Genomic DNA, 13,976 nt, shown 5'->3' with positions numbered 1-13,976 from the left:
AATAAAATTGAGTTTAGGCAATCCGCATTAATTGTATAATGATATTTCTGCTTCTAAAGAGTATGTTTATGAGAACCATTGGAAAACTGGCAAAAGATTTAGATATCAATGTTGAAACAATCCGTTTCTATGAGCGCCAAGGTCTGATAGAGCAACCTTTAAAACCAGAGTCTGGTTACAGAATGTATGGCGATGCCCTTACCAGTCAACTCAAATTTATTCTGAAAGCTAAAGCATTAGGGTTTACGCTGAAAGAAATTGAATCGCTTATGTCACTAAGTGACAGTTGCGCTGATATTGAGTCGATGGGGTTGCAAAAACTTAATCTCATTCGTAATAAAATTGCTGATTTACAGCGATTAGAGAAAGTAATTCAAGATATGACAGATTCTTGCAAGGCCAATCAAGACCCTCAATCCTGCCCGGTAATAAATTCACTTAAATAGCTATTGACCCCGTACTTATGTACGGAGTTTATACTACCTTAAAAATTGAGGTAGATAGTTATGATCAATAAAATTCTAGATAAAGTAGGTTCTGGTGGCGTTTGGCTAGCCGCCCTTAGCTGCACAGCATGTTTTCCTGCACTCGGCTCATTGGCATCTGCTCTTGGGTTAGGTTTTCTTTCACATTTTGAAGGGATAGCGGTGAACACCTTATTGCCATTATTTGCTTCACTAGCGTTGTTAGTTAATTTCTATAATTGGTATCAACATCGAGATTCATTGAGAGGCGTTTTAAGTGTCATTGGCCCAATTGCAGTATTGCTGACCCTTTATCCTTTATGGCAATACGACTGGAGCACTTACTTATTTTACTTTGGGATCATTTGGATGGTCGTAATGTCTATTTTAGATATTGTTAAGCCCATTAAGGAACCAGTATGCAAGGTATAGAACTAGAATCTAAAATCACTTGCCCTGAATGTGGATTTAGCAAAGTTGAAACCATGCCTACAAACGCTTGCCAATGGTATTACGAATGCGAAAGCTGTAAAGCACTACTTAAACCGTTAAAAGGTGATTGTTGCGTTTATTGCTCTTATGGAACAGTTAAGTGTCCTCCTATTCAAGAAGGCAATGCATGTTGCTCAGGTAAGTAGCCTAGTATTCGGTGGTTCTGTGTCAACCAAGTAATATCTTAAATGCGATTGCGATTAACACTAAACCACCAAATAGTTCAGCTTTAGATTCCAGCCATACGCCACTTCTTTCGCCGATATTCACACCAATCCAGCTAAAGGCAAACGTCGTGACGCCTATTATCAAGCAAGCTACGGCTATATCTACCTCAAGCAATGTGATTGCATAACCTGCCGCCATTGCATCAATACTGGTGGCAATAGCAAGAACAAATAGCACACGATGAGTAACATTAGCAATATCTTCTTCAATTCCTTCAGATTGGGACTCATAAATCATTTTGCCACCGATAAATACTAGCAAAATAAAAGCTATCCAAGGTGCATAATCTTCAATCCAAGATGATAAACCTTTACCGCTGTAATAGCCTAAAAGAGGCATAAAGCCTTGGAAAAAACCAAAATAAGCAGCGGCTTTAATAAAGAGCTTTTCAGCATTTACTACTTTTTTAGAACCTAAGCCTATGGATACTGCAAACGCGTCCATACTGAGTGCTATAGCTAATACAAATACTTCAAACAAACCGATTAAACCTGAATAAAATTGTTATAAGATTACGTGACGTATAATTAGTTACTTGACTGATGTTAAACACCTAAGATTTACTGACAATTTTTCTATTATCAAAGCCTTATTTTTACACCAAATTTCAGCCAGATATTCAGTAACAGTGCCAACACTTGAAGGAAACAGAATATTCCCCGCCACTTTGGCGAAAGGTCCATCAGTTTCGAGTAGAACTCTATCTTGAGGTATCCACGATATTACTTTTTTAGCTCTGGCTGAAGTTAGCATGGCTGGCCCAATAGAGAAGAAACAGCCTAGCTCGACGGCTTCTAGAACTTGCTTCTTAGTACCTAAAAACCAATGAAGAATAGAAGTACCAGCATTGGGATGTAACTTAAGTTGTTCAAGAACTTCACCAGTCGCGTTAAGACTATGGATAGTTAGTATTTTGTCATCAAAGCCTTCACATTTTTTTAGAATATGCGTGAAAACCTCTAATTGATCATCAAAGTAATCAGCGTAACCTTTTGAGCCATCCAGTCCAATTTCTCCAATATATCTAGTTCTATCAACTAGCTTATCGAATAGTGCTAATTCATTTTTTCTTAGATGAGCAAGTTGAGGGTGAAGCCCCAAGGCCGTCTTACAGTGTTTTATGCCACTTGTTAACTGGACAGTACCTTCAAAAGCTGAAGGCACCGTAGTTACTGATAGCACGTAATAATTACTGCTTTTTATGTCGTTCAATACCTCTTGATGATCTGGATATAAATCAACGTGGCAATGAAGATCCATCATGACGATTTATCCGCTTGGAGAAATAATTCAACCTCTGCCAATCCTCGCTTAATAGTTGATTCTAATTTTTCTCGTATATCTTTTTCTTGTGGTATTGGCCCTGAACTTCGAAGCCAAGAACGATAGTTATCGGATTGTTTCAATCTAATAATGGCAGTTTGAACCGCTTGGAGATCATCGCGAGTATCTTTTTCTTTGATAAGATCTCTCAACCGCTTTGTCTTGTATGGCGCATCTTGTGTAAAACCAGCATGAAAAACTGACGCTCTTCGAATAAGGCAAGGTACACAATGCCCACACTGTTTATGTTCTCTGTGCCAATGACTGCATGAAACACTTAGGGGAACTGCTTTTCTAATTGCGTCTTGATCAACACATTCCGCTAACATTTCACCTTTAGTTTTGAATTGATAGGGGTTTACAAATTTGACATGAAACCCAGTGTCTCTAAGCAAAGATTCAAGCCTGCTTAGAAAATTAGGATGAGTAGTTCTAGTGCTATGGCTACCAATCCGTCTTCTGGTAAGCGGCGGATTTATAGAAATATAGCCATTCTCTGGGACGACAATAGTTTCAATACTGCTATCGCAATTAGCATTTCTTAAGGCTGATATACCAAGTACCGCCATAGCTAGGAAGTTAAAGCTTCTTCCCCTCATACTAATGTCAGTTTTACCTTCTAAGTGCTTAATAATATGGGGAGACATTGAATAGGACAATTCGCCGAATGGCGGGGATAATAATTGCTTAATGTCTTCTTGCTTAGCGCCATCACCACGATAAGCGTGACTAACCAAGAGAGGCTTTAAATCTGATTCTCCGTTCAAAATATCAATTGCACCAACTGCGCTATCAAGACCACCAGAAAAAAGGCAAACAGAGTTGAGTCCAATTAATGATTTTGCTTTTGCTTTCGCTTGCTCACTTGTTTTAGGAGTCGGCATCGGCATAGTTGTTTTTTCAAAAGTAAACAGCCATTGATCGCCTGTAAGAAAGTTGAGCAAAGAACTCAGTTCAGGTTCTACAAAATTCCACATATCCTCATCAGTTACAGGAACATGCAAATGCATTTTTCTAGCCCATGCATTTTCTGCATTATCCCTTAATTCAAATGTATCAGCAGCGGTAACGGCGGTAGCAATTGTTATCAGATCTATTGAATCAGCATCTACATTCAATCCTAAATCACGAACTGTTTGTAGTAGTTGTTTTGACACCAAGCTGTGCTTAGTGATGTCATTTTGATGCGTATGAAACATTTGGACAGGATGACAATCATCAGAAAAGTCAGGCAAGTTAGCAGGGTCATGGTTAAAGTAAAAATTAGTCATTAAAGCTCTCCCATTCATCAACCGTCATAGCAATAGCATCGGCTTGAATTTTAGTAATATTTTCTTTGCTAATAGTACTGGGGTTGCCATTAGTTACTTTGTCTAACTGCTCTTGTGTAATCACTTTTATTAGTTCCCTTAATTCAACTTCCATTTGATGATGCTTGCTTGCTGGCTCAACATGAAACCAAGCTCTGCCCATGCCTTCAACCACATCCTGAAAAATAAGGTCTGTTAAATAACAGCCTATGGCTTCTTGGATAACTTCGTCAGTAAAACTGTTTGGGTCAAATTCTTCTGTATCGGGGAGTGCTTCTTCTAGTGCGTAATCCAACGCAACTCTTACAGCATCCGAATCGGCATTATCAGGCGCTAAATGGCTAGCAATTTTGTCGATTGCTTGATCAGTCGATAGCCCAGTTAGATCACCTAATGATAAGCTTTGATTATTAACCGTTACGGTGTCGCCACGCATGACACCAAGCAATCCAGAACCAGCAGTTATGCCGCTTGATAGTCTCCTGCTTGTGCTTTTACCTCCGCCAGAGCCTTTTCTAGAGTAACTTTTTAATGAACGCCTTAGATCTGAGGTTGAGCCACCTGTTTGCGCATATTTACCAAATGCTCTTCTGGCACTGGCAAACCTATTTGGAGGCGGTGTTGCTGTAGGTGAACCACCGATTTCTTGTTGAACCTTGTCATTGTCAATATCATTGCTATTGTCATTCTGATCATCAGCTTGATTATTATCAGAGCCAGCTTGCTCATCCCCATCAGTACCTGATGCAGGTTCTATTGTGACAGGATCTCCTTGCTCTGCCCAAGATGGAATAAGTGGACTCTTATTATTTGGTCCTGTTGACGATGCGGACGTACCCATATTACTTAGTTCCCTCTAGTTCTTTTAAAATTGGATTAAGCCATCTTTGGCGGGGCAAGCTTTTTAAAAATGTAAGAAGACTTAAGCTACATTTATCATCCTGCTTGGCAAGTAACACAGCCCCATAAATGCCTGTTGGTCTTTCGGTCCAATCACCAATCAACTTAAAGTTTTCAATCAAACCATCCATGACTGACATGTATTCTTCCTTCGGAGTTGTGGTAATCGCAGTAGAGTTAACGCCACTGACCCTTACCTTTTGCTTCATTAATTCTTCTACGAGTTTTTGAGCGGCTCCAGACATTACCGAATTAACAGCCCCCATTGGAATGCTTTCTCTGCTCAGATATGCCGCTGGTGTCAAATCCATTTCAGTGAACATGGGAGGTAATTTCGACCATTTATCAATAAAAGCTAGGTCGAGTTTCCACTCTTCAGGTAAATTAATTTCGTCAAATTCGACTTCTGAATTTTCAAGATCCGCTAATACTTTTGGATATCCGTTTTCCTTATCAATTAATTCATAAAGCTTGTTGGTAGCCTGAGTGCCTAAGCACCTCTCAAAAATTACCAGCTTAGTGATAGTTTTTTCATCAAGCTGCATTCCTCTGCGATGAGCGGTTTTCTTTCTCATCTTAACCTGATTGAGTAATCGCTTAACTATGCGAGGGTTGCCGTTAATGTTTGTGGATTCAGCTAATAGTGGAGCTAACTGTTCAGCAACCACAAATTTACTTCTGAGTTCGGAATGCTTTTCAATCTCGTGATCTTGAAGTAGCTCGTCAACGGTAATTTGTGGTTGTTTCCACGACAGCCTTAATGACTCTTCAAGGGCACATCTTATCGTTTCTAATTGCGCATCGGTAACGCCGTGATCTTGAGCAGTAAGCATCATTAAATATGCCCTTATCTCCAGAACGCCGGGTCTTGGTACATGCACAGGAATTTGAATAAGCTTGTCTAAATAATCAGTTTGATGTCGTTGAGATGCACCTTTGTGATACTCAGGCACTGCCAAGCGGATCATGTCCTCATCGGCGGCAATAACAAATGCAGTATTGGGTAAAAATAGAAATAACCTGATCGCCTCAAGGGTCGAAATAGCATTAAATGGAGAGCAGCGATCTAAATTATCGACATAGACAATAAGTGGCTTATCAAACTCCTTTAACAGATCAGAATATGCTTTTCGGAATTCTTTAATTTCTTTAGGAGGTGAAAATGATTTATTATCTTTGATCAAACCTTTGTTTTTCTTCGCGACATCCTTAGCGCCATCGACAGCACCTTTTACATCATCAACATCCAGTTCACCATCGTCACCACCACTGAATAGTCCCATGATCTTCTGTATACCACCCATAGTTGGTATACCAGCTAATGCTGCACCACCATCCATTAGCAATCCCATCAGTCTGATCTTATCTATTCGTCCAGCAAACTCTTTTGCTTTTGCACTGAGATTTTTATCGTCTGCTGCTTTTTTAACTAAAGTAGATGCAATTGTTTCTAGTAACGCCGCTTTAGCGTCATCATACCCTTGGAAAGTCCATGCATCGAAATGTACTTGGATATATTCTTGTTCATCACTTTCCAGAGAAGCCTTAGTAAGTTCAAGAATCGTCGATTTTCCAGCGCCCCAATCACCAAAAACGCCTATACTAATAGGCATTAACTCCTTTTCTGTTATAAGATCTTTTATTGACTCAGCCGTTTCATTAAAATTTAAGAAATCAATTTTTGATTCTTTATCAGACCACATAACGTCTCCTTTTATTTATTATTTCTTTTGTTCCATTCTTTCAATAATTCGGTGAACCGTGGGGCGGCTAACAGAATATTTCTTCGCTAATGCAGAGATCGATTCACCATTTAATTTATCTTTATATAATTCTTTCGCTTGTTTGTCTGATAAAGCAGGCAATCTGCCCATGTGTTTGCCTTTAGCTTTAGCCTCTTCACGACCTTCTGTGGTTCTGGCTTTTATAAGATCCCGCTCAAGTTGAGCGAATATGTGGCTACGCATAATGTTTGAGATTATTTCTCATCAAGCCAGATTGGGTGAGTACTAGGAAATCTTCGTCAGATTTGAGCCTGAAGCAGTCGTAAACGATGGTACAAAATTACTTCAGCTAAAATTCACTTTGATACGAAACCGGACATTAGGCTTAGCGTATCTCATGACAAGTGTTCCAACAATATAGTCGTTGCTCTTACTTTTAAATTTAAATCTTGTTTTAGATCCTCTGTACAATTAGTAACACACCAACGCGACTTTAATGTGGAATTAGGATCATCGGTTAATTTATTCTATCTAGATAGCTCTTCTATTTTTTATCTTTGATAAACATCGGTATAAAACGGGCAGTCCAAATAATGTTAGCAGTGTTTGCTGTCACTACCCCCCAACAATTATTTTCTTGGAATAGCTATTTGAGTTACTTCCCAATCTTTTCAAATTAAATAACTTTTTATTTGACTCTATAGCCACTATAGATTTTATACTTATTTTAATATTGTTTCGGAATGTTAAATATGTCAGAAAAATGTAGTGGTCAGTGTCAATCATCTCCTACCAACGAAGACGTAAAAATTGATACACAATTAGATAACTATAGTGGCGCGTTTGTCAGTACATATAAAGTGCCTCAAATGGACTGTCCTTCAGAAGAGAGATTGATCAGATTAGCACTTGACTCAATTCAGCCTTCAGTTGGATTGCAGTTTGATATTCCTAATCGCTTAGTCAAAGTTTTTCATGATGAAAATTTAGATGAGATAACAAAAAAGTTACAACAACTTAAACTCGGTGCAGAGTTAGAGTCAACTAAACAAAGTTGCAGTACAGAAGCTGCAAAAGCAAAAGACTTAGCCCAAAAAAATGAGATGAAAGAAGCATCAACCCTAAAATGGTTGTTAGCCATTAATGGAGTCATGTTTTTTATAGAAGTAATTGCTGGGATTATTGCACAGTCTGCTGGCCTAATTGCAGACTCATTAGATATGTTTGCTGATGCTGCTGTGTATGGTTTAGCTATTTATGCCGTAGGTAAAAGTATTAGCATGAAACTTAGAGCAGCACATATATCTGGTGTGCTTCAAGTTATTCTAGCGCTAGGTGCTTTGAGCGAAGTCGTAAGACGCTTTGTTTACGGTAGTGAACCGATCTCTTCTTTAATGATGATATTTGGTGGAATAGCACTAATCGCTAACGTTGCTTGTCTGTTTTTGATATTTGGCAACAAAGAAGACGGCGCTCATATGAAAGCGAGTTGGATTTTTTCCGCAAATGACGTTATCGCAAACGTTGGTGTAATTTTAGCTGGCTTATTAGTTACAGCAACAAGCAGTCGTTATCCAGATTTAGTGATTGGTTTGATAATTGCTCTTGTCGTTTTAAACGGTGCTCGCCGCATCTTACAGCTAAAGTATTAAGCAGAGAAATGAAAATAATGCACTCATCGTATATCAAATCAAATATATCATACGTGATAATGATTTTAATCGCGGTGCAGTCTGTGTTTTTTTCGCTAGAAGAGCTTGAAATAAACTTAAGTGAAAGTTCTTTTAGTTCATCACTAACTAAGTCTATTACCCCGCTAAAAGCTCCAGAAGACTCCAATATGCTTGAGGTGAATAATAGCAACTCTTCAATTGATAATTGTAATTTTTGTTGCTGTTGTCACTTATTTTTAAATGCTGATTCTTCCTGTAACATTTTCCAAGCAATAGAATATTTCCTTACCTACGCCTTAGTTTCTCCTGAGCTAAAAGGCTATATCTCGGTGCCATTCCGCCCACCTAAATACGCCTAAATTTTATAGAAAATTATGAAAGGTCAAATGTTAATGACCGAAAAAAACATATAAATTTATAGGAAAGTATACATGGCACTTAATACCTGTGTGCATCGCAAGATAGCAATTTTGAGGTGTGTAACACCTCGGCTTAAATATATCGCGTTTCTCGCGTTGTCACTTTTTACATTTAATGTTTATGCCTTTGAAAAGCAGTTAAATCTTCAAGAGGCAATTCAGTGGACGCTTAAACAAAATCCTGAACTCAAAATATTTGATTTCAAACAAACCGCATTAACAGGACAAGAACAAACAGCAAGTTTAAATCCTGCTTATGAACTAGAAGTTGAAGCTGAGAACTTTGCAGGCTCAGGTGAATTTAATGCATTCGACAGTGCTGAATTAACAGTCGCTCTATCTTCGGTTATCGAAATGGGAGATAAACGCTCAGCGCGGATTGGACTTGTTTCAAAATCAAGAGCACTACTCAATGCTGAGAAAGAAGTCTCTGCGCTTAATTTAATGGCTCAAGTCACTGAGAAGTACGTGGAAGTACTTGCAGCCCAACAAAGAGTTATATTGGCAGAAAATGCTTTGAGCTTAGCACAAGAAACGTTAGAGATTGTATCTCAGCGTAACCGCGCAGGTGCTACTCCTGAGGCTGAAGTGAAACGCTCAAAAGCAGTTATTGCTCAGGCTAACCTCACCCTTCAATCTGAACAAAAGCGCTTGGAATATTTGAAGCTCTCATTAGCAGCCTACTGGGGGGAAAACTCTGTAACCTTCTCTGAAGTACAAGGGGATCTTTTTCAGTTTGGCAATGATAGTGACTTTAACAGCCTTTTTGCGAAGTTAGAGAAGAACCCTGCTATTCAAATCTATGCAAGTGAACAGCGACTAAAAGAGGCTGAAATACAGTTAGCTAAAACAGAGTCAACGGCCAATATCAAATGGTCTGTTGGTGTTAGGCGCTCTCAAGAAGCCAATGATACGGCACTGGTCGCTGGCTTTAGCTTACCTTTGTTTGCTGAAAAGCGAAATTCTGGTGCAATCGCTAGTGCGCTAGCAGAGCGTGACCAAGTTGCCATAGAGAAAGAGGCGACTAAGTTGAGGTTTAGAAATCACTTACTACGAGCATACTCCAATAGAAAACAAGCCATATTAACAGCTAATTCATTAAAGCAGTCGGTTATCCCAATGCTTGAAGATGCACTGGAAGATACTCAAGACGCCTATCAAAAAGGTCGATATGGATATCTTGATTATGTATCGGCTAGACAAGAGCTGTTAAATGCTCGGCGAACCCTCATTGATGCGGCATCTGCTGCCCTAATTTATGGCGCAGAGATAGAAAAACTAACAAACGAAGCGCTGTCACTCTAAAAAAAGCATCACTTTAAGCTTAATAACAATTTATTGATTCAGTTATTAACTGAATCGTTTAGGAATTAAAAATGAAAAACTATTTACTCGCACTATTGATTTTTATTGGGTATTTGTCACCCATTCAAAGTGTTTTCGCTAGTGAAGATGAACATGAAGGCGAAGAAGGCATAAGCAAAATCGACAATAACATGGCAAAAAAGGTTGGTGTTGAAACAGCCTATTTAGCTTCAAAAACGTTGAACCAAACTATCCCTGTATACGGCTCTACGACGATAGGCGCTGAACAATTATTTCAAGTTGGCGCTAGATATAACGGCGTTATAAAGATAATAAACTCCACTGTTGGTGATACGGTAAAAAAAGGCGATCTATTAGCCGTTATTGAATCTAATGAGAGCTTAAATACTTATAAAATAACATCGCCTGTTTCTGGGACTGTTTTACAGCGAAATGGAAATATTGGCGGTATCACGCAAAACACTAGCTTGTTTGAAATCGTCAATTTTGACACCTTGTGGGCTGAATTTAAGGTGTTTACCAGCCAATATAATCAAATTAAAGTCGGTCAACCTGTTGATATTGAGCATGGTGAACAGGCATTCAACTCAACCATCACCAATATAATTCCAGCTAAAGATCAGTCTTATGTTTTAGCACGTGTACGTTTAAACAACACTGAGTTAAAGCTAACGTCAGGTCAATTATTAAAAGGCAACGTCAAAATAAATCAATTCAAGGTGGATTTAGCCGTTGAGAAAGTTGCTATCCAAGAACTGGGGGGACAATTAGGTGTATTTGTTAAAGAAGATGAAGAGTACGAATTTGCACCGCTTGTATTAGGACGTTCAGATAAGAACTATATCGAGGTTATTGGTGGCCTCAGTAAAGACACTGAATATGTAAACAAAAACAGTTATCTGATAAAAGCAGATATATTGAAATCTGAAGTAGAAGACGACGATTAGGAGACGCAATATGATTGAATCAATTTTGCGTCTTGCAATAAATAGGCGCTACTTAGTATTAAGCTTGCTGATGGTAATCATCGGCGTTGGTATGTGGAGTTATCAAAAACTTCCCATTGATGCTGTTCCAGATATAACAAACGTGCAGGTACAAATAAACACTTCTGCCCCCGGTTATTCACCTTTGGAAGCGGAACAAAGGGTGACCTTTCCTGTAGAAACAGCCTTAGCCGGATTGCCAAAGCTGTCTCACACCCGCTCCCTGTCAAGATATGGATTATCTCAAGTAACCGTTATCTTTGAAGAGGGAACCGATATTTATTTTGCTCGCAACTTAATCAATGCAAGATTAGCTGCGATAAAAGGCGTTATTCCCTCTGGCTTAGAGCCAGAAATGGGTCCTATTTCGACAGGGCTTGGCGAAATATTTATGTATACCGTACAAGCTTCTCCTGATGCTAAAATGCCTAATGGAGAGCCTTATACCGCTATTGCCTTAAGAGAAATACAAGACTGGATCATTAAACCGCAATTGGCTCAAGTTAAAGGCGTCATTGAGGTCAACAGTATCGGCGGCTACAACAAGCAATATCACATAACACCGAAACCTGAAAAATTACTTTTTTATCGTGTGAGCTTTGAAGAAATATCTGATGCATTACGTAAAAATAATGATAACCGTGGCGCGGGTTATATCGAGCAAAACGGACAGCAAGTTTTAGTACGCTCCATTGGGCAACTAGCGACAATAGATGAGATCCTCAATGTCATCATCAAAAAGAACGATGGTATTCCTGTAAAAATAAGTGATGTTGCCAATGTTGCTATAGGCAAAGAACTTAGAACAGGGGCTGCTACTCGTAATGGCATTGAGACAGTGCTTGGTACAACCATGATGCTGATTGGTGAGAATTCTCGCACCGTTGCTTTAGAAGTGGAACATAAGCTCAGCGAAATACAAAAATCTCTGCCAAAGGGCATTACCGCAGAGCCTGTTTACGACAGAACAACGTTAGTAGATAAAGCGATTGCAACCGTTACCAAAAACCTCGTTGAAGGTGCGCTTTTAGTTATTGTTGTGTTATTTATTCTACTTGGAAATTTACGTGCAGCTCTCATTACCGCTGCTGTTATCCCTATTTCCATGTTAATGACAATCACAGGTATGGTGCAAGCAGGAGTATCTGCCAATTTAATGAGTCTCGGCGCATTGGACTTTGGCTTGATAGTGGACGGGGCTGTCATCATCGTTGAAAACTCTGTCCGTAGGTTAGCACAGGCCCAACACAACGGTCATAGGCAAGACTTAAGAGAACGCCTAAATACCGTTTTTGAAGCCACTTCAGAAGTGATACGTCCAAGCTTGTTTGGTGTGGCAATTATCACTGTTGTTTACATCCCCATTTTCACGCTAACTGGCGTTGAAGGGAAAATGTTCCACCCTATGGCGGCAACTGTCGTTATGGCGTTAATTTCCGCAATGATCCTTTCAGTTACACTGGTTCCTGCTGCTGTAGCTGTTTTTATGAAAGGTAAAATCAGCGAAAAAGAAAGTGTTGTTATTCGTTCAACCAAGTCTATTTATGAACCATTGCTAAAAATGGCGTTGAAATTTCGTTGGGTTATCGTTTCATTTTCGACGCTCTTAATGGGGTATAGCCTTTGGTTAGCAACAACGCTGGGTAGTGAATTTGTTCCACAGCTAAATGAAGGGGATATAACAGTCCAAGCGCTAAGAATACCTTCTACCGGCCTAGAGCAATCAGTAGAAATGCAAGAAGTACTTGAGCAACGTATTAAAGCGTTTCCTGAAGTTGATAAAGTATTCTCGCGCATCGGCACACCAGAAGTAGCAACTGATCCAATGCCACCGAGTATTGCTGATATCTTTGTTATTTTAAAACCACGTAAAGAATGGGCCGAACCTTCAAAGCCAAAGAGTGAATTAGTTGAAGAAATGGAAGAAGTACTGAAAAACATTCCGGGCAACAACTATGAATTCACTCAGCCTATTCAAATGCGTTTCAATGAATTGATTTCTGGCGTTAGAGCTGATGTGGGCATCAAAGTATTTGGCGATGACTTAGATCGATTATTACTTACCGCAAAAGATATTCTAAATATTGTGAAAACCGTGGACGGTGCTGCTGATGCCCGAATGGAACAGGTCACAGGTGTTCCATCTTTATCAGTAATTCCTAAACGAGAAGCGCTTGGTCGATACGGTTTGAGCGTTTCAGAACTGCAAGACTGGGTTGCTACTGCAATTGGTGGAGAATCTGCGGGGATCATTTATGAAGGTGACAGACGATTTGAGTTAGTTGTTCGCCTACCAGAGCAAACAAGAACAGATATCAATGGCTTGAAGCACCTGCCGCTTCCACTTGAGGGTGGTAACTATGTGCCACTTGAAGAAGTTGCAGAGCTTAAATCAGAGTCTTTACCTGCTCAAATTAGCCGTGAGAACGGAAAAAGAAGAGTTGTGGTTACCGTCAATGTTCGTGGCAGAGATTTAGGCGGCTTTGTAAAAGAAGTGAAAGCTAAAATTAATCAGGAAGGAGAAATCCCAGCAGGATACTGGCTTGATTATGGTGGAACGTTTGAACAACTAGAGTCAGCGAGTAAAAGATTAAGCTTAGTTGTACCGATCACATTAGTTGTAATCTTAGGTATTTTGGTTATCGCATTTGGTTCATTAAAAGATGCATTAATCATTTTCAGTGGCGTGCCTTTAGCATTAACTGGGGGCGTATTTTCACTTTATTTAAGAGACATGCCCTTATCAATTTCGGCAGGTGTCGGCTTCATAGCATTGTCAGGTGTCGCCGTATTAAATGGCTTGGTTATGTTGGCTTTTATTCGAGATCTTTGGCATGAAAAAGGCGACCTTTACGTAGCGATCATTGAAGGTGCCATCATTCGTTTAAGACCTATTTTAATGACGGCACTGGTTGCTAGTTTAGGTTTTATTCCAATGGCGCTAAACACTGGAATTGGTGCAGAAGTACAACGACCACTAGCAACAGTCGTTATCGGCGGTATTGTATCTTCTACCATTTTAACTTTGTTTGTATTACCTGTTTTATATCAATGGGCGCATGGCTCTGAGAGTAACAAACAGTAATCTGACGAAATTTAAAGCCCAAAAAGCAGCTTAATTAATAGGTTAT

12 protein-coding genes are annotated in these 13,976 nt (G+C 39.4%); 6 read left to right on the top strand and 6 right to left on the bottom strand.

All coding sequences use genetic code 11. The features are described from left to right. Positions 1–68: 68 nt before the first annotated feature. Positions 69–446: a MerR family DNA-binding protein gene (locus tag HYD28_05565; protein QLE08474.1), complete on the top strand. Its 378-nt coding sequence runs from the start codon at positions 69–71 to the stop codon at positions 444–446. A gap of 60 nt (positions 447–506) precedes the next feature. Further along, entirely contained in the window at positions 507–896 is a 390-nt protein-coding gene (gene merC, locus HYD28_05560; GenBank protein ID QLE08473.1) for an organomercurial transporter MerC, read from the top strand. A 228-nt stretch (positions 897–1,124) separates the two neighbouring features. Here the strand turns inward: merC and HYD28_05555 are convergent, their stop codons facing one another. From HYD28_05555 to HYD28_05530, 6 genes are read right to left on the bottom strand one after another with little or no spacing between them, the layout of a single operon-like run. After that, the gene (locus tag HYD28_05555) at positions 1,125–1,664 is read right to left on the bottom strand and encodes a manganese efflux pump (protein ID QLE08472.1); all 540 of its coding nucleotides are present in this window, start codon (positions 1,662–1,664) and stop codon (positions 1,125–1,127) included. A 51-nt stretch (positions 1,665–1,715) separates the two neighbouring features. Beyond that, the gene (locus HYD28_05550; GenBank protein ID QLE08471.1) at positions 1,716–2,447 is read right to left on the bottom strand and encodes a TatD family hydrolase; all 732 of its coding nucleotides are present in this window, start codon (positions 2,445–2,447) and stop codon (positions 1,716–1,718) included. After that, complete coding sequence (locus HYD28_05545; protein QLE08470.1) at positions 2,444–3,778, bottom strand: hypothetical protein; 1,335 nt, start codon at positions 3,776–3,778, stop codon at positions 2,444–2,446. Before HYD28_05545 ends, HYD28_05550 begins: the two co-directional genes overlap by 4 nt. Then, a complete protein-coding gene (locus tag HYD28_05540; GenBank protein ID QLE08469.1) occupies positions 3,771–4,658 on the bottom strand; it encodes a hypothetical protein in 888 nt (295 codons plus the stop codon). Before HYD28_05540 ends, HYD28_05545 begins: the two co-directional genes overlap by 8 nt. Before the next feature lies 1 nt (position 4,659). Further along, entirely contained in the window at positions 4,660–6,420 is a 1,761-nt protein-coding gene (locus HYD28_05535) for an ATPase (protein ID QLE08468.1), read from the bottom strand. Between the two features lie 18 nt (positions 6,421–6,438). Beyond that, positions 6,439–6,591 carry a helix-turn-helix domain-containing protein gene (locus tag HYD28_05530; protein QLE10493.1) on the bottom strand — a complete coding sequence of 51 codons (153 nt, stop codon included), beginning with the start codon at positions 6,589–6,591 and terminating at the stop codon, positions 6,439–6,441. Between the two features lie 602 nt (positions 6,592–7,193). On the opposite strand from HYD28_05530, the gene HYD28_05525 reads away from it, so the two are divergent. The 4 genes from HYD28_05525 to HYD28_05510 all read left to right on the top strand — a co-directional run bounded on the left by HYD28_05525 (position 7,194) and on the right by HYD28_05510 (position 13,930). Further along, positions 7,194–8,093, top strand: a complete 900-nt coding sequence (locus HYD28_05525) for a cation transporter (protein ID QLE08467.1) — start codon at positions 7,194–7,196, stop codon at positions 8,091–8,093. A gap of 452 nt (positions 8,094–8,545) precedes the next feature. Further along, positions 8,546–9,838 (top strand): TolC family protein, encoded by a 1,293-nt coding sequence (locus HYD28_05520; GenBank protein ID QLE08466.1) that lies wholly within the window; start codon positions 8,546–8,548, stop codon positions 9,836–9,838. 71 nt (positions 9,839–9,909) lie between these two features. Continuing rightward, positions 9,910–10,806, top strand: a complete 897-nt coding sequence (locus tag HYD28_05515; protein ID QLE08465.1) for an efflux RND transporter periplasmic adaptor subunit — start codon at positions 9,910–9,912, stop codon at positions 10,804–10,806. 10 nt (positions 10,807–10,816) lie between these two features. Beyond that, positions 10,817–13,930 (top strand): CusA/CzcA family heavy metal efflux RND transporter, encoded by a 3,114-nt coding sequence (locus HYD28_05510; GenBank protein QLE08464.1) that lies wholly within the window; start codon positions 10,817–10,819, stop codon positions 13,928–13,930. The last annotated feature ends 46 nt before the right edge of the window (positions 13,931–13,976 follow it).

Origin of the sequence: Pseudoalteromonas shioyasakiensis, from assembly GCA_013391845.1 — a bacterium.
GTDB lineage: Bacteria > Pseudomonadota > Gammaproteobacteria > Enterobacterales > Alteromonadaceae > Pseudoalteromonas > Pseudoalteromonas apostichopi.
The sequence above is the reverse complement of the archived record's forward strand: the minus strand, read 5'-3'. Positions and strand labels throughout refer to the sequence as shown.

Coding starts and splice junctions, on each gene's coding strand:
- HYD28_05530 (QLE10493.1), bottom strand. CDS start 6,591: ATGGGCAGATTGCCTGCTTTATCAGACAAACAAGCGAAAGAATTATAT.
- merC (QLE08473.1), top strand. CDS start 507: ATGATCAATAAAATTCTAGATAAAGTAGGTTCTGGTGGCGTTTGGCTA.
- HYD28_05540 (QLE08469.1), bottom strand. CDS start 4,658: ATGGGTACGTCCGCATCGTCAACAGGACCAAATAATAAGAGTCCACTT.
- HYD28_05545 (QLE08470.1), bottom strand. CDS start 3,778: ATGACTAATTTTTACTTTAACCATGACCCTGCTAACTTGCCTGACTTT.
- HYD28_05510 (QLE08464.1), top strand. CDS start 10,817: ATGATTGAATCAATTTTGCGTCTTGCAATAAATAGGCGCTACTTAGTA.
- HYD28_05535 (QLE08468.1), bottom strand. CDS start 6,420: ATGTGGTCTGATAAAGAATCAAAAATTGATTTCTTAAATTTTAATGAA.
- HYD28_05550 (QLE08471.1), bottom strand. CDS start 2,447: ATGATGGATCTTCATTGCCACGTTGATTTATATCCAGATCATCAAGAG.
- HYD28_05520 (QLE08466.1), top strand. CDS start 8,546: ATGGCACTTAATACCTGTGTGCATCGCAAGATAGCAATTTTGAGGTGT.
- HYD28_05515 (QLE08465.1), top strand. CDS start 9,910: ATGAAAAACTATTTACTCGCACTATTGATTTTTATTGGGTATTTGTCA.
- HYD28_05525 (QLE08467.1), top strand. CDS start 7,194: ATGTCAGAAAAATGTAGTGGTCAGTGTCAATCATCTCCTACCAACGAA.
- HYD28_05565 (QLE08474.1), top strand. CDS start 69: ATGAGAACCATTGGAAAACTGGCAAAAGATTTAGATATCAATGTTGAA.